This is a genomic window from Microbacterium sp. AG1240 (genome assembly GCF_003635115.1).
Classification (GTDB): domain Bacteria; phylum Actinomycetota; class Actinomycetes; order Actinomycetales; family Microbacteriaceae; genus Microbacterium.
In genome coordinates this window covers 1,531,733-1,547,665 of sequence record NZ_RBXJ01000001.1, presented here as the reverse complement: position 1 = coordinate 1,547,665, position 15,933 = coordinate 1,531,733, and the positions used below count along the sequence as shown (strand labels likewise).

The window sequence follows — 15,933 nt, the reverse complement described above, 5'->3', positions numbered from 1 at the left end:
CACTAAGCTAGAACCACTTACGGTTTTGAAGGAGACAATCTCATGAGCACTTCCGTCGTCCTCCCCGCGCTCGGAGAGAGCGTCACCGAGGGAACGGTCACCCGCTGGCTCAAGAACGTCGGCGACACCGTCCAGGAAGACGAAGGTCTGCTGGAAATCTCGACCGACAAGGTCGACACCGAGATTCCCTCCCCGGTCAGCGGCGTCCTCGAAGAGATCCTCGTCCAGGAGGACGAGACCATCGAGGTCGGCGCCATCCTCGCCAAGATCGGTGACGGTTCGTCCGCACCGGCATCATCGGCCCCCGCCGACGAAGCGCCTGCCGAAACGGCCGAGGAGCCCGCCGAGCAGGCCCAGCCCGAGCCGGAGGCTCCCGCTGCCGCCCCTGAGCCGCAGGCCGAGGCCGCTCCCGCCGACTCCGGCGACGCGACCGAGGTGCGTCTCCCCGAGCTCGGCGAGAGCGTCACCGAGGGCACCGTCACGCGGTGGCTGAAGGCCGTCGGAGACGATGTCGCGGTCGACGAGCCGCTCCTCGAGATCTCGACCGACAAGGTCGACACCGAGATCCCCTCCCCCGTCGCGGGCAAGCTGCAGGAGATCCTGGTAGCCGAAGACGAGACTGTCGAGGTCGGCGCTGCGCTCGCGCGCATCGGCAGCGGCGCGGCCCCCGCGGCCCCGGCCGAGCCCGAGGCTCCGAAGGCACAGGCGCCCGCCCCCGAGCCCGAGGCTCCCGCTGCAGAGAAGCCCGCCGAGGAGGCCCCGAAGGCCGAGGCTCCGAAGGCGGAGGCTCCTGCCGCTCCCGCGCCGAAGGCGGAAGCACCTGCTCCGAAGGCCGAGGCCGCCCCGGCTCCCGCCGACTCCGTGGTCGCCTCGAACGACGAGGTCACCTACGTGACGCCGCTGGTGCGTCGTCTGGCCCAGCAGCAGGGTGTCGACCTCGCGACCGTGACCGGAAGCGGTGTCGGCGGACGCATCCGCAAGGAGGACGTGCTGAAGGCTGCGGAGGCCGCGAAGGCTCCGGCCGCCGCCGCACCGGTTGCCGCGACGACCGCGGCTGCACCGGCGCCGGTCGAGGTCTCCCCGCTGCGCGGGACGACGCAGAAGATGTCGCGCCTGCGCAAGGTGATCGCCGAGCGTGCGGTGGCGTCGATGCAGGCGACGGCGCAGCTCACGACCGTGGTCGAGGTCGACGTCACGAAGGTCGCGGCCTACCGCGACGCGGTCAAGGCACAGTTCCAGGAGAAGACGGGCGACAAGCTCTCGTTCCTCCCGTTCTTCGCCCTCGCGGCGATCGAGGCGCTCCAGGCGTTCCCGATCGTCAACGCCACGGTCGACGGCGACTCCATCGTCTACCCCGACTCGGAGAACGTGTCGATCGCCGTCGACACCGAGCGCGGACTGCTCACCCCGGTCATCCGCGACGCCGGTGGAAAGAACCTCGCCGAGCTGGCGCGTGAGATCGCCGATCTCGCCGCGCGCACCCGCGACAACAAGCTGAAGCCCGACGAGCTGGCCGGCGGCACGTTCACGCTGACCAACACCGGTTCGCGCGGTGCGCTGTTCGACACTCCGATCGTCTTCCTCCCGCAGTCGGCCATCCTGGGTCTCGGCGCGGTCGTGAAGAAGCCGGGTGTCGTCTCGGTCGACGGGAAGGACGCCATCTCCGTGCGTTCGTACGTCTACCTCGCCCTCTCCTACGACCACCGCATCATCGACGGCGCGGACGCAGCCCGCTTCCTCGGTGCGGTCAAGGCGCGTCTCGAGGCCGCGCAGTTCGAGGGCCAGCTCGGCATCTGAGAATCGATCCTCCCGGAGCTCACCCCTCCGACGAGGCTCTGGATGGCGCATCGGTGACGTCGTGTACGTCGCGGATGCGCCATCCGTCTTTCGTGTCGACGACCGTGATGATCTGCGTGTCTCGGCCCGACAGCGAATCAAGCCGGACGACGACGACCCCACCCAGGTCGTCGAGGAGCGTCGCCCGACGGTCGTCCGGAGAATGGTCGATGACGCCCGCGGGGAGTTCCCGAGCCGGATCTTCCAGCACCCTCGTCAGACACGCGATATCTCCGCAGGCCAGACGGCGGTCGAGAAGCTCCGTGGTGGCGGCCGCGATATCGCCCGTCGCCGGGTCAGGTTCATCCGGCGAAGACCCTGAGGGGTTCACCCCACCCTCGGCGTCGGCGGCGGAAGACTGCTGCGCCGGGGCCGCCCCAGGGGTGATGTCGGCGCCGTCCGTGGGCCAGAGCATCCCGGCCGCCGCGATGAGGCCCGCGATCACGACGGCGATGACGATCGCCCGCCGACGAGACGGGGATCGACGGATGCGGCGGACGATGGCATGCACCGCGTCCGACGCGGTGTCGGCGAGGTCGGCGTCCATGTGGAAGGCGAGCCGTTGCCACAGGGACCGCTCAGACGTCGCCTGACCGGTCTCGGAGGTCGTCGCGAGGTGCCTCGCCCGTCGAGGTCCGAGGACCTCGGTCAACAGCGGCTCCGGGTCGGCGCACCCGAACAGCGCGTCCTCGCACTCCGCGTCGATGCGCGCCGCATCGGCCTGACGCGCAGCATCGGCGAGTTCACTGAGAACCGCGCCGAGACGGGTGCGCGGCAGGCTCTCCGCCATGGTCCCCAAGAGACGCGCAGACGCTTCGCGAGCGGTCTCGTGGCCGACCCCCTCTACGAGAAGCGGCCGACCGTCGTCGGTGAGCCACCACTCGCCCTCCGCGCATTCGTTCCGCTCAAGGGAAGCCGACAGGCCGCGCACGATGCTCACGGCGAGGGTGACGGCCTCTCCCCCGGTGACCGGTGCGCCAGCATCCTCGCGCCTCTGCAAGAACTGCGTCACACTCTCGGTGAGCAGGGGAAAGACGACGTCGTGCCCGTCTGAGCGGCGAACGATGTCGACCGGCGCGAGAAGGTGCGCGTGGTCTTGCGCAGTCCATCCGGGCAGGTCGGCGACCGCCGCGCGATCGGCGAGCATCACCGATCGCCCGTCCATGCTCTCTGCGATCCTCGCGTCGAAGGGACTCCCGGGTGGCTGCACCGATCGCACCGCGCTGAACATGTCGAAGGCCTGCGAGGTCGGTGGAGAGAGCACGTTCCGATGCTCGTCATCCGCGTGGCGAGCGGGGCACGATGACGGCGGGCGGTGCATGATCGATCGCCCCTCCACGGCTGGGGAGGAGACGACGCGATGCCAAAGCTAGAATCGAACCATGGCCGCTCGACCCACCGCTCCTGAGAAGCGCCCCAATTTCTTCTCCCAGCTCCGCACCCTCTTCACCTTTACGCGGGATGCCTACAAATGGCTCCCGTACGTGCTGGCGGGCATCGTCGTTCTGGGTATCGCCCTGGGCGTCGGCATCGGGTTCCTGATCCCGCCGTTCGCGATCTGGAGCGTCATTCTCTGGGGCTTCACCGGCCTTCTCGCGGGCATCCTGGCCGCGATGATCACGATGACGCGGTTGTCGACCAAGGCGATGTACCGCAAGATCGACGGAATGCCGGGCGCTGCGGGGCACGTGCTCTCCACGTCGCTCGGGCGCCACTGGCAGTCGACCGAGATGCCGGTCGGCGTGAACCCCCGCACGCAGGAGGCCGTCTACCGCGCCATCGGCCGCGGCGGTGTCGTTCTCGTGGGCGAGGGTTCTCGCGGACGTCTCACGCGTCTGGTGAACGAGGAGCGATCGAAGATCCAGCGCGTTGCCTCCGGTGTTCCGGTGACGGTGCTCTACCTCGGCCACGGCGACGACGATGTCGAGGTGAAGAACCTCGCTTCGACCATCAAGTCGCTGCCCAAGAAGGTCGACCGCGCGTCCATGGCTGCGGTCATCAAGCGCGTCGACTCGGTGTCGCAGTCGCTCGCGTCGCTGCCGATCCCGAAGGGCATCGACCCGACGAAGGCGCGCGCACCGCGCCCGCGCTGATCCGGCGTCAGCGACGGACGAGCACCGTTCCGACGGCCTTATCGTGCAGGCCGCGCTGATCGGCGTCCCAGATCACCGCGGGGATGACGAGGATCAGCAGCACGGTGCGGATGACCGGCTTCCACAGCCCTACCCAGCCTCCGTCGAGGCGCTGCAGACGCAACCCGACGATGCGGTGCCCGGGGCTGCCCTGGAGCGTCGGCAGGAAGACGATCTGAATCGCCGCGAAGATCGCGAAGATCGCGAGGGCATCCCACGCGAAGAATCCCGAGATCAGGTAGGCCGCCCCGTAGTCGATGAAGAGCGCACCGACGCGTCGTCCGAGTCGTGCGACCGATCCCGGACCTTCTTTCGGGTATCCGAGTCGATCACCGGGGAAGTCGGACGGGGCGAAGGTCATCCGGCAAGCCTAACCACGGGCTCGTAACATCCCGGAAACATATGGGACACTGGCGAGCAATGCCCCGCCGATAGGTTCGACTGGTCAGGCCTGGCGGCCGGCACATCCCGATTCGCTACCTCTGGAGTCTTCATGTTCAAAGATTCGTCCGAGGTTCTGCGCTTCATCCAGGAAGAGGACGTCAAGTTCCTCGATATCCGTTTCACGGATCTCCCGGGTGTGCAGCAGCACTTCAACATCCCCGCGGCCACCGTCGACGAGGAGTTCTTCACCGTCGGACAGCTGTTCGACGGGTCCTCGATCCGCGGATTCGCGAACATCCACGAATCCGACATGCAGCTCATCCCCGACGTCACCACGGCGTACCTCGACCAGTTCCGCGAGGCGAAGACGCTGGTCATGGTCTTCGACATCTACAACCCGCGCAACGGCGAGATCTACTCGAAGGACCCGCGCCAGGTCGCGAAGAAGGCTGAGAAGTACCTCGCCTCCACCGGCATCGCCGACACCGCGTTCTTCGCCCCCGAGGCCGAGTTCTACATCTTCGACGACGTGCGCTTCGAGGTGAAGCAGAACTCGAGCTTCTACTCGGTCGACTCCGAGGAAGGCGCCTGGAACACGGGCCGCGAAGAAGAAGGCGGAAACCTCGCCAACAAGACCCCCTACAAGGGCGGTTATTTCCCGGTCTCCCCCGTCGACAAGACGGCTGACCTCCGCGATGACATCACGCTCAAGCTGATCGAGGCGGGCTTCGAGCTCGAGCGCTCGCACCACGAGGTCGGCACCGGCGGTCAGCAGGAGATCAACTACCGCTTCGACACGATGCTGCACGCGGCCGACGACATCCTGAAGTTCAAGTACATCGTCAAGAACACCGCCGAGCAGTGGGGCAAGGTCGCGACCTTCATGCCGAAGCCGCTCTTCGGCGACAACGGCTCGGGTATGCACACCCACCAGTCGCTGTGGCAGGACGGCAAGCCGCTGTTCTACGACGAGACCGGCTACGGCGGACTCTCCGACGTCGCTCGCTGGTACATCGGCGGTCTGCTGGCCCACGCGCCCGCGGTGCTGGCCTTCACCAACCCGACGCTGAACAGCTACCACCGTCTGGTGAAGGGCTTCGAGGCCCCGGTCAACCTGGTCTACTCGGCCGGTAACCGCTCGGCTGCGATCCGCATCCCGATCACGGGTTCGAACCCGAAGGCGAAGCGCATCGAGTTCCGTGCACCGGATGCTTCGGGCAACCCGTACCTCGCGTTCGCGGCTCAGCTGATGGCCGGCATCGACGGCATCAAGAACCGCATCGAGCCGCACGAGCCCGTCGACAAGGACCTCTACGAGCTCCCGGCTGAAGAGGCGAAGAACATCCCGCAGGTTCCGAACTCGCTTCTCGACTCGCTCGAGGCGCTCCGCGCAGACCACGAGTTCCTCCTCGCGGGCGGCGTGTTCACACAGGAGCTCATCGACACCTGGATCGAGTACAAGATCGAGAACGAGATCCAGCCGATCGCGCAGCGTCCGCACCCGTTCGAGTACGAGCTGTACTTCGGCGTCTGACAGGTCGCATCGCGTAGCGCCGGCATCTCGAGGTGCACGGCCCGCGGCTCGCTGAGAAGCCGGCGTTCGCGCAATGAGTCCCGGTTTCGACGACATCTCACAGATCTCGTCGAAACCGGGACTTTCTTGTTGTCAGGCGGTTGCACACGCGTCCCGGTAGTACGCATCCTGGTCGCGCGTCGGCGAAACGTAGGCTGGGCGAATGATGCAATCGACCGAACCCCGACCCGTCACGATCGTCACCGGCGGCAGCCGCGGTATCGGTGCCGCCATCGCAGAGCGACTCGCCGCTGATGGCCATGACCTCGCCCTGACCTACAGGGTCGCTCGCGACGAAGCGGCGGCCGTTGCCGCAGCGTGCCGCGCCCAGGGCGCGCGAGTGCTGCTCATCCAGGCGGACCTTGCGAATCTTGACGACGCCGCCGGCGTGGTCCCGACAACACTCGCCGAGTACGACCGGCTGACCGGCCTCGTGAACAACGCCGGCATCACCATGCGGATCGGCGACTACATCGACATCGACCTCGCCGAAGTAGAGCGGATGCTGCGCGTCAATGTCCTCGCGCCCATCGCCGTGACCCGCGCGGCGCTCGAAGCGATGTCGACGGAGAGGGGCGGCGAGGGCGGCACGATCGTCAACATCTCCTCCGGCGCTGCGACGAGCGGTGCGCCGAACACCTATGTGCCGTATGCGATGAGCAAAGCCGCGATCAACGCGATGACCGTCGGCTTGGCGAAGGAGTTCGGCCCGCAGGGCGTGCGCGTGAACACGGTGTCACCCGGCACCACTTACACGAGCATCCACGCCGATGGCGGGCGCCCGAACGCTCCCGAAGAGCGCGCCCCCGGCATTCCGCTGCGTCGCGCTGCGCATCCCCACGAGATCGCCGACGCCGTCGCCTACTTCTTCGGCCCGGGCGCCGCATTCACGTCCGGCGCCGACCTCCGAGTCACCGGGGGCAACTGAGCGCGCACGACGAAGACTCCACACAACGCACGCTCGGAGCGACCGGGCGTGCAGCGTGGCGATCAACGATGCCGGAGCCTATGGGGTCGCACCGTCTCCGTGTTCGTGCTCCGCCGAGCAGTACGGATAGAGCCCACGCCACACCGCGAGGTGGGCCGGCAACGACACCCCGCAGTGTTCGCATTCGACGGTGGAGCGACCGTACAGCACTCGGTCGACGGCAGCACGGATGGCGTGATGAATCTGCAACTGTTTCCCCCCAGAGGTGGCCCGCTCCGCTCAGGGGTGCCTTCCATCGCGAAGCGGGCCGACCACGAGAATACGGCGTCGTGTCCCCCATTCGGGGGACAAGCGAAGCCGACTAGGGAATTGCTAGGGCCTTGGTAACGGGCCCCCTAGGGGCTCCGAAGCGGGCGGAGCGCCGGCACGGTGAGTCACCGCCGTCCTCCACACGACGATCTCCCACCCTCCACCTGCTCCGTCGACTGCGACGATGCAGACTCGGTCGTTATAGCCCTTGACGTAGCCGTGCACGCGCTCGGCTGCCCTGTCTCGCCACTGCACCCACACCCACACGGGTGGACGCGACAGTGTCCATTCGATCGGCCGGGGACCGTATGCCTGCTGCGGCAACGTCACGGGGGGTGGCCCGTGGTGCCCGCTCAGTGCATCGATCCTGTCTGCGTATCGCCTGTTCGTTCCCAACGCCCCGGAGTCCCTTCCCGGCCCGAGGCGATGAGCCTACGGCGGGGCGGGGACATGTTCATCGCGATGTCGTGGAGGGTCGGACTAGATGACGTCGAGCCCGTCCCATTCGTCGTTGTCCCACTCCCGGTTCCGGTCGCGAGTTCGAGCCGTGACGACGGACGATGACCCCGCCGGGTGCTGAAGCAGCTCGACGCTGAATGCCATCGAGGCGACGAGTTCAGGATCGAGGATCTCCGGGTGAGCGGAGTCCTCCGTTCCGGCGACGACCTGGCTGGACGGGCCGATGAGAATGATGGATCGGCCGGGGATGCCGTCGTCAGACAGGGTCGGGATCTCTATGGTGGCCGCCTGCCCGACGGATGCGAGTACCTGTGCGTACTCCAGGAGAGCACGCGCGATGTCCGAGCCGGTGAGAAACGAGTCGCCCGCGTAGTGAATCCTGTGCATCCTCAACCTTTACTCCTCCGCCGCGTGTACGCCCGCCCCCTTTCCATCCGACGACGTGTGCGTTACAGCGACGTCGACACGCGTGTTGTAATCTTCGAAGAGCGCGCGCATACCTGCGATCCCCGGCGTTCATTTGCGAAGGAACCACAATGGGACACCTCATCTACGGCATGGCGCCCGCCATACGGATCGACGATCGGGGTCTCGAGCATCTACGCGCGGTCATCCTCACGAAGCTCCGGCGCAACGAGAGTTTCGGCTTCAACTGGGACAACGAGCCCGACGTCCATGGTGACGACGCTCTCGCTACGCCCGGTCTCCACGGCACCGTCTGGATCTCATCGAGCTCGTCGCTGTACTTCAGTTTCGATGAGCGCAGCGATCAGCCGTTGAACCGCAAGTGGCTGAGTCAGCTCGCTGATCTCGCCAACGGGACCGGGGGCCTGCGTCTGATCCCCGAGCCTCCTGCGACGACGGGGTCTGACACAGACCGCTGACCCGTCGAGGGCTACAAAAGATGCCCCTGGGCAGAACCCATCGGCTTGTCCCGTTCTCGTCAGTCCTCGACGGCTTCTTCTGCGTCGGCCATCGCGGCCTTTCCCTCTTCCGGCGACTCGGAGCCGGCGCCGGCCGAGTCGTGGTCTTGCGACATCGAATCCGTGCTGTTCGGGTTCTTGCTATCGGTCATGTCGACCCCTTCCATCGCTGAGATCCCCAGCCAACGCCTATCCGCGGCGCGATGTGAGGGGGTGGCGCGGGCCCACGTTCTGTGTGAGGTCCTTGGACGACGTCTGAGACGAGCCGCGACGACGACGCAGCTCGGCGTTTCGACGAGCCTCCGTGGTCTCACAGCAATGGCACGGTCGTATCCGATGCGGAGACCGCCTCCGACGTCGGCCGTGTGTCTCCCGCAGAGCGTCAGATGACGCCCTGCGCGAGCATCGCGTGCGCGACCCGCTCGAAGCCGGCAGAGTTCGCGCCGATCACGTAGTCACCGGGGTGTCCGTACCGCTCGGCAGCGTCGAAGGCCGCGTCATGGACGCTCGCCATGATGGAACGGAGCCGACGCTCGCTGTCGTCGAAACTCCATTTCTGGCGAGCGGCGTTCTGACTCATCTCGAGCGCGGAAGTGGCGACTCCGCCGGCATTGGCCGCTTTGCCGGGGCCGAAGAGCACTCCGGCGCCCTGGAATGCGGCGATGGCCTCGGGAGTAGAGGGCATGTTCGCGCCCTCTGAAACGGCTCGGACCCCGTTGGAGATCAGTGTCTGAGCATCGTCGAGATCGAGTTCGTTCTGCGTTGCGGCCGGGATGGCGATATCGACCGGCACCTCCCAGGGGCGGGCTCCCTCGACGAATCGAGCAGACGGACGCCGGGCGGCGTACTCGTGGATTCGCGCCCGTTCGACCTCCTTCACGTGCCGCAAAAGGGCGACGTCGATCCCCTCGTGGTCGACGACGTACCCCGACGAGTCCGACGCGGTGACGGGCGTTGCACCCAGCTGCCAGGCCTTCTCGATCGCATAGATCGCGACGTTGCCCGAGCCGGAGACTCCGACCCTGAGTCCGTCGAGTGATGTGCTGTGGACGGCCAGCATCTGCTGAGCGAAGAAGACGGCGCCATACCCCGTTGCCTCGGTGCGAACCTCAGCACCTCCCCACTGCACGCCCTTACCCGTGAACATCCCCGACTCGTGGCGGTTCGTGATCCTGCGGTACTGGCCGAAGAGGTAGCCGATCTCGCGTGCGCCCACACCGATGTCGCCCGCCGGAACGTCCGTGTGCTCGCCGAGGTGGCGATAGAGCTCGTTCATGAACGACTGGCAGAACCGCATGGCCTCCGCATCGGAGCGTCCGTGCGGATCGAAATCGCTGCCGCCTTTGGCCCCGCCGATGCCCTGCCCTGTCAGCGCATTCTTGAAGATCTGCTCGAATCCGAGGAACTTGATGATCGAAAGATTCACGGACGGGTGGAAGCGCAGACCGCCCTTGTAAGGGCCGAGAACCGAGGAGAACTGCACACGGAAGCCCCGGTTCACCTGCAAGCGGCCGGCATCGTCGACCCACGGCACGCGGAAGAGGATCTGACGCTCGGGTTCGACCAGCCGTTCCAGGATGCCGCCTTCGACGAACTGCGGGTACCGCTCCAGTACAGGCGCAATGGTCTCGAGCACTTCATGAACGGCCTGGAGGAACTCGGGTTCGTGCGGATTACGCTTCTCGACGGTGGAATACACATCGCGAACGGTGTCGGGCAGAGCGGACGAGGTCACGGTCATGGTGGAGCTTTCTGGCCGGATGAAGTGGCCGCGCTCGGGTTGGTGCGGCTGCCGGACTTCACCCTATCCAGACGGGCGGCCCCCGCAGACAATATGACGCCGCGGAGCCTTCTACGTACGCGACGTGTGTGCGACGCCTCAGCCGTAGAAGAGGCGCTCGAACACGCGCCGCGCACGACGCGAGGTGCCCATCCACTGCTCTTCGATGGCGGAGGCGGAACGCGGCGGATACTCGAGGATGCGGCCGATCCCGTCGAGCTTCGCCCGGTCGGTGGGCAGACCATCGCTGGTCTGGCCCGACAGCAGCGTGTTGGCTGAGCGGAGCCTGCTCGCGAGCAACCACGTCTCGCGCAGGCGTTCGGCGTCGGCATCCTCGATGAACCCGGCTTCTCGGGCATCATCCAGGGCGCGAAGGGTCGACGTGGTGCGCATGCCAGGAAGTTCGTGAGCGTGCTGCAGCTGGAGCACCTGCACGAGCCATTCGACGTCGCTGAGCGATCCCGGCCCGAGCTTGAGATGTCGAGACGGATCAGCGCCCTGTGGGAGTCGCTCGCTCTCGACACGGGCCTTGATGCGCTTGATCTCTCGCAGGCCGTTCGGATCGATCGCCGGCGGGTAACGCACGCCGTCGACCATCTCGAAGAACGCGGTGAGCAGCTTCACACTTCCCGCGATCCCGCGGGCGCGCAGCAGCGCCTGGGCCTCCCACGACAGCGACCAGCGGCGGTAATACTCCGCATACGCCTCGAGCGACCGCGCGATCGGGCCGTTGCGTCCTTCGGGGCGGAGATCGGCGTCGAGGTCGAGCGGCAGGCGGTGGTCTTCCGAGTGCTGCCGAATGGCCGCGACCAGCTTGACCGAGAGGTCGTGGGCGCGTTGGGCGGGAACGCCGTTGGCGCGGTAGACGTACATGACGTCGGCGTCCGACCCGAAGCCGAGTTCGGAACCACCGAATCGCCCCATCGCGATGACCGCGAAGTCGAGCGCCGCATCCTCCGGCGGCACGACCTCGGGCCACACCGCGCGAAGCGTGGCCTGGATGGACACCTCGGTGATCGTCGTGAGCGCGCTGGCGAGTTCTTCGATCGTGACGACCCCGAGCACGCCGGCCATGGCTGTGCGCAGCATCTCGCGGCGCCGAAGAGCCCGCACCGACCGCATGGCGTCGTCGACACTGGCGTGCCGCGCCTGGATCGCGCGCGCCTCTTCTTGGAGCGAGATACCGCTGCGCGGGCGCAGGAGTTCCTCGTCATCGAGCCATGCGGCGGACTCCGGGATCCACTCCATCAGCTCGCCGATGTACCGCGAGCCGGACAGCACGCGGGTGAGGCTCTCGGCCGCAGCCGAAGAGTCGCGCAGCATCCGAAGGAACCAGGGCGTGTTTCCGAGCCTCTCACTGATGCGGCGGAAGGCCAGCAGACCGTAGTCGGGGTCGACGCCGTCGGCGAACCAGCGGATCATCACGGGCATCAGGTGGCGCTGAATGGATGCTTTGCGACTCAGCCCCGTCGTGAGCGCGGCGATGTGCCGCAGCGCGCCGGCGGGGTCGTGGAACCCGATCGCGCTCAGACGGTCGTGCGCCTGGGCGGTCGAGAGGGTGCGCTCAGCCTCGGGCAGGGCCGCAACGGCCGAGAGCAGCGGACGGTAGAACAGGCGCACGTGGATGTCGCGCACTTCGCGCTTGGTCGCTTCCCACAGGTCGAGCACCCCCTGGCCGGTCTCGGCGAGCTTGGACGAACGCGCGAGCGCCCTCTGCTCGTCGGGTTTGATCGGCATGAGGTGGGTGCGTCGCAGCGCGCGCAGCTGCAGGCGGTGCTCGAGGAGCCGCAGCACGCGGTAGTCGCGTTCAAACGCGGTGGCGTCGGTGCGCCCGATGTATCCCTCCGCCACGAGAGCGTCGAGGGCGGCGAGCGTGCCGCGCTGGCGGATCCGCTCGTCGCTGAGGCCGTGCACCAACTGCAGCAGCTGCACCGTGAACTCGATGTCGCGAAGGCCGCCCGGGCCCAACTTGATCTGGCGGGCGACTTCATCGGCGGGAATGTGGTCGGTGACCCGCTCCCGCATCTTCTGCACGCCTTCGACGAAGTTCGCGCGAGCGCCGCTGGTCCAGACCTTCGGCTGCACTGCCGCGACGTAGCGTTCGCCGAGGTCGGTGTCGCCGGCGACGGCGCGTGCCTTCAGCAGTGCCTGGAACTCCCAGCTCTTGGCCCAGCGGTCGTAGTAGGTCAAGTGAGAGTCCAGCGTGCGCACGAGAGCGCCTTGCTTGCCCTCGGGGCGCAGATTCGGGTCGACCTCCCAGAGGCCGGGTTCGATCTCGGCACCCGAGATCCCGCGCATGGTCTGCACAGCCAGACGCGTGGCGATGTCGATGGCGCGCGATTCGCTCACGACGTCTTCGTCTGAGGTGCCGCCGACGAAGATGACGTCGACGTCGCTGACGTAGTTGAGCTCTTGGGCCCCGGCCTTCCCCATCGCGATGATCGCGAAGCAGGTCGCCGCGACCTGGGCGTGCGGGAAGGCGGCTGAGCCCGCGGAGGGATCGGAGACCCGGGTGCGGGCGACGGCGAGCGAGGCCTCGAGGGCAGCGCCAGCGGCATCCGCCAGGCGCGCAGAGACCGAGTCGACGACCGCGGTGGGGTCGTCCTGGGCCAGGTCGTAGGCAGCGATACGGGCCAGGATGCTGCGATAGCGCACGCGCAGCGCGACCCACGCAGCCTCTCGCCCGCTCTCTGCGAAGCCGTCGCGGGCTCCGACCGATTCGAGCATGGCCGCGCGCATCGCCTCGTCGTCAGGCAGGCTGTCGCCCGCTCCGCGGAGGTGCACGAGCTCCTCCGGGTGTCGCAGATAGAACTCGCCGAAGCCGAGCGATGCGCCGGCGAGGTTCCAGATGGCGCGCCAGGCCGCAGCATCCGCCGCCGCGGTGCGCACGGCGTCGGCATTGCGGCGGGCGATCCGCACGAGACCAGAGAGTGCCTCATCGGGGTCGGCAGATTGCGACGCGGCTGCGGTCAGCTCCTCACGGTCGGCTGAGAGGAGGCCGGCGAGCTCGGCGAGCAACGCGTCGGCCTCGGTGAGGCGCGCGAACCCGCGACGCGCGAGACCCGTGAGGGGGGAGGAACGATCACTCGACGTCATCGGCCGACCCCTCTCATGCGCGTCTCTCGGGTCAAAGCATCTCGAGGTTGCTCTGCAGCTCGAACGGCGTCACCTGGGCGCGGTACTGCTGCCACTCGCGACGCTTGTTCAGCAGCACGTAGTTGAAGACGGTCTCACCGAGCGTCTCGGCGACGAGCTCCGACTCCTCCATGTAGGAGAGGGCGTCGTCGAGGCTCTGCGGCAGCGGGGCGTAGCCGAGGGCGCGGCGCTCGGAATCGGTCAGCGACCACACGTTGTCTTCTGCCTCGGCGGGGAGTTCGTACTCCTCCTCGATGCCCTTGAGGCCCGCGGCCAGCATGAGCGCGTAGGCGAGGTAGGGGTTCGCCGCCGAGTCGAGCGCGCGGTACTCGATGCGCGACGACTGGCCCTTGTTGGGCTTGTACATCGGCACGCGCACGAGGGCGGAGCGGTTGTTGTGGCCCCAGCAGATGAAGCTGGGGGCCTCGTCGCCGCCCCAGAGGCGCTTGTAGGAGTTGACGAACTGGTTCGTCACGGCCGAGATCTCGTTCGCGTGGCGAAGGAGGCCGGCGATGAACTGTCGACCCACCTTGGATATCTGGTACTGGGCGCCCTCCTCGTAGAAGGCGTTCATGTCTCCCTCGAACAGCGACATGTGCGTGTGCATGCCGCTGCCGGGCTGTCCGCTGATCGGCTTCGGCATGAAGGTCGCGTAGACGCCCTGCTCGATCGCGACCTCTTTGATCACCGTGCGGAAGGTCATGATGTTGTCGGCCATCGTGAGCGCATCGGCGTAACGGAGGTCGATCTCGTTCTGGCCGGGCCCGCCCTCGTGGTGGCTGAACTCGACGGAGATGCCGAGGTCTTCCAGCATCCGCACCGACCGGCGACGGAAGTCGTGAGCGGTGCCTCCGGGCACGTTGTCGAAGTAGCCGGCGGAGTCGACGGGCTCAGGCTGCCCGTTTGCGCCCAGGGTGGACGACTTCAGGAGGTAGAACTCGATCTCGGGGTGCGTGTAGAACGTGAACCCGGCGTCGGCGGCCTTCGCGAGGGTGCGCTTCAGCACGTGCCGCGGGTCGGCGACGGCGGGCTGACCGTCGGGGGTCGTGATGTCGCAGAACATGCGCGCGGTCGGATCGACCTCACCACGCCACGGCAGCGTCTGGAACGTGGTCGGATCGGGGTGGGCCAGCAGATCGGACTCGTAGGAGCGGGTCAGCCCCTCGATCGCGGAGCCGTCGAAACCGAGTCCTTCGGCGAAGGCGCCTTCGACCTCGGCCGGTGCGATGGCGACCGACTTGAGGGTCCCCATGACGTCGGTGAACCACAGGCGCACGAACTTGACGCCGCGCTCCTCGATCGTGCGCAGTACGAAGTCACGCTGCTTGTCCATGGTGTCCCCTCGGGTTACGGATCGACTACTTCTGGGCGCCGTCGGCGCCCCAATTCTTCTCGCGGGCCTCGTCTTCGTCCCACTCGCGCGAACGCTCGCGCATCAGGGCGGGAGCGTTCGCCGCCTCTTCGGCGGTGTCGAACGGGCCGGCGCGATCGACCATCGGAGACGCGAAGCCGCGCTCGACCTGGCCCGTCGTCAGGTTGTACCAGTACTTCTCGCTGTCATCGGTCACGGAAGACTCCTCGTTTCACACGGCGCGCGGGCTGCTTCGAGGTTCCGAAGGGCCACTGTCGATCCTACTGATCGTGCACCTCCCGCTGGATAGGGTGGGGGCATGGCATCGAACGCGTCGAAAGCAGTCGGAGTGGACATCGGCGGAACCGGCATCAAAGCCGGGATCGTCGACCTCGAAAAGGGCGAGCTGCTCAGCGACCGCATCAAGGTGCCCACCCCCGCCGGCGCCGAGCCGAAAGACGTGCTCGAGGCGGTGACGAAGGTCCTCGACAAGCTCGGCGTGGCCGACGACACCGACATCGCACTCGGGGTCGCGTTCCCCGCCATCGTGAAGAGCGGCCGCACCCTCTCCGCCGCCAACGTGTCGAAGTCGTGGATCGGCTTCGAAGCCGAGAAGTTCTTCGAAGACGGCCTCGGCCGCGGCATCCACTTCGCCAACGATGCCGACGTCGCCGGCATCGCCGAGGTGCGCTACGGCGCCGCCAAGGGCGTCGAGGGTCTGGTCATTCTCACCACCCTCGGAACCGGCATCGGCTCGGCGATGATCTACGACGGCGTACTGATTCCCAACAGCGAGCTCGGACACCTCCAGCGCGCCGAGCACAAGCGCGACGCCGAGGGCTACGCCGCCTACTCGGCGATGGAGCGCGAGGAGCTGTCGTGGGAGAAGTGGGCGAAGCGCCTGCAGTGGTACTACGACTACGTCGAGTTCCTCTTCAGCCCCGACCTGTTCGTCGTCGGTGGCGGCGTCTCGAAGCACTCCGACGAGTTCCTCAACCTACTCAAGCTCAACACCCCGATCGTGCCCGCCGTGCACCGCAACAACGCCGGCATCATCGGTGCAGCGTCGCTCGCCGTGCCCGTTCCGGAGGCGCTGCCCGCCGTCAAGTAGGGCGAGTGTCGA

At 67.2% G+C, this 15,933-nt stretch carries 14 protein-coding genes; 6 read left to right on the top strand and 8 right to left on the bottom strand.

Going from position 1 to position 15,933, the window contains the following annotated elements; translation table 11 throughout:
* Positions 1 to 42 precede the first annotated feature (42 nt).
* Positions 43 to 1,797: a 2-oxoglutarate dehydrogenase, E2 component, dihydrolipoamide succinyltransferase gene (gene sucB, locus DEU34_RS07315; RefSeq protein ID WP_121149433.1), complete on the top strand. Its 1,755-nt coding sequence runs from the start codon at positions 43 to 45 to the stop codon at positions 1,795 to 1,797.
* A 19-nt stretch (positions 1,798 to 1,816) separates the two neighbouring features.
* On the opposite strand, the gene DEU34_RS07310 is transcribed toward sucB, so the two are convergent.
* Complete coding sequence (locus DEU34_RS07310) at positions 1,817 to 3,100, bottom strand: hypothetical protein (protein WP_121149432.1); 1,284 nt, start codon at positions 3,098 to 3,100, stop codon at positions 1,817 to 1,819.
* Between the two features lie 118 nt (positions 3,101 to 3,218).
* Between DEU34_RS07310 and DEU34_RS07305 the strand changes: the two genes are divergently transcribed.
* The gene (locus tag DEU34_RS07305; protein WP_121149431.1) at positions 3,219 to 3,929 is read left to right on the top strand and encodes a DUF4191 domain-containing protein; all 711 of its coding nucleotides are present in this window, start codon (positions 3,219 to 3,221) and stop codon (positions 3,927 to 3,929) included.
* A gap of 7 nt (positions 3,930 to 3,936) precedes the next feature.
* Here the strand turns inward: DEU34_RS07305 and DEU34_RS07300 are convergent, their stop codons facing one another.
* Complete coding sequence (locus tag DEU34_RS07300; protein WP_121149430.1) at positions 3,937 to 4,329, bottom strand: RDD family protein; 393 nt, start codon at positions 4,327 to 4,329, stop codon at positions 3,937 to 3,939.
* A 132-nt stretch (positions 4,330 to 4,461) separates the two neighbouring features.
* Here DEU34_RS07300 and glnA (DEU34_RS07295) point away from each other — a divergent pair, with 132 nt between their 5' ends.
* Positions 4,462 to 5,886 carry a type I glutamate--ammonia ligase gene (glnA, locus tag DEU34_RS07295; protein ID WP_116646533.1) on the top strand — a complete coding sequence of 475 codons (1,425 nt, stop codon included), beginning with the start codon at positions 4,462 to 4,464 and terminating at the stop codon, positions 5,884 to 5,886.
* Positions 5,887 to 6,088: 202 nt separating this feature from the next.
* A complete protein-coding gene (locus tag DEU34_RS07290) occupies positions 6,089 to 6,853 on the top strand; it encodes an SDR family NAD(P)-dependent oxidoreductase (RefSeq protein ID WP_220659927.1) in 765 nt (254 codons plus the stop codon).
* Between the two features lie 789 nt (positions 6,854 to 7,642).
* On the opposite strand, the gene DEU34_RS07285 is transcribed toward DEU34_RS07290, so the two are convergent.
* Complete coding sequence (locus DEU34_RS07285; RefSeq protein ID WP_121149429.1) at positions 7,643 to 8,008, bottom strand: hypothetical protein; 366 nt, start codon at positions 8,006 to 8,008, stop codon at positions 7,643 to 7,645.
* Between the two features lie 149 nt (positions 8,009 to 8,157).
* On the opposite strand from DEU34_RS07285, the gene DEU34_RS07280 reads away from it, so the two are divergent.
* Positions 8,158 to 8,505: a hypothetical protein gene (locus tag DEU34_RS07280; protein WP_121149428.1), complete on the top strand. Its 348-nt coding sequence runs from the start codon at positions 8,158 to 8,160 to the stop codon at positions 8,503 to 8,505.
* 59 nt (positions 8,506 to 8,564) lie between these two features.
* Here the strand turns inward: DEU34_RS07280 and DEU34_RS16440 are convergent, their stop codons facing one another.
* The 5 genes from DEU34_RS16440 to DEU34_RS07260 all read right to left on the bottom strand — a co-directional run bounded on the left by DEU34_RS16440 (position 8,565) and on the right by DEU34_RS07260 (position 15,027).
* Positions 8,565 to 8,696, bottom strand: coding sequence for a hypothetical protein (locus DEU34_RS16440; protein WP_259460058.1), 132 nt, complete (start codon positions 8,694 to 8,696; stop codon positions 8,565 to 8,567).
* 230 nt (positions 8,697 to 8,926) lie between these two features.
* Complete coding sequence (gene gdhA / locus DEU34_RS07275; RefSeq protein WP_121149427.1) at positions 8,927 to 10,285, bottom strand: NADP-specific glutamate dehydrogenase; 1,359 nt, start codon at positions 10,283 to 10,285, stop codon at positions 8,927 to 8,929.
* Positions 10,286 to 10,423: 138 nt separating this feature from the next.
* Entirely contained in the window at positions 10,424 to 13,420 is a 2,997-nt protein-coding gene (locus DEU34_RS07270) for a bifunctional [glutamine synthetase] adenylyltransferase/[glutamine synthetase]-adenylyl-L-tyrosine phosphorylase (protein WP_121149426.1), read from the bottom strand.
* Between the two features lie 31 nt (positions 13,421 to 13,451).
* Positions 13,452 to 14,792: a type I glutamate--ammonia ligase gene (gene glnA / locus DEU34_RS07265; protein ID WP_116646522.1), complete on the bottom strand. Its 1,341-nt coding sequence runs from the start codon at positions 14,790 to 14,792 to the stop codon at positions 13,452 to 13,454.
* Between the two features lie 25 nt (positions 14,793 to 14,817).
* Complete coding sequence (locus DEU34_RS07260) at positions 14,818 to 15,027, bottom strand: SPOR domain-containing protein (protein WP_121149425.1); 210 nt, start codon at positions 15,025 to 15,027, stop codon at positions 14,818 to 14,820.
* 102 nt (positions 15,028 to 15,129) lie between these two features.
* Between DEU34_RS07260 and ppgK the strand changes: the two genes are divergently transcribed.
* Positions 15,130 to 15,921 carry a polyphosphate--glucose phosphotransferase gene (gene ppgK / locus DEU34_RS07255; protein WP_121149424.1) on the top strand — a complete coding sequence of 264 codons (792 nt, stop codon included), beginning with the start codon at positions 15,130 to 15,132 and terminating at the stop codon, positions 15,919 to 15,921.
* Positions 15,922 to 15,933: the final 12 nt, after the last annotated feature.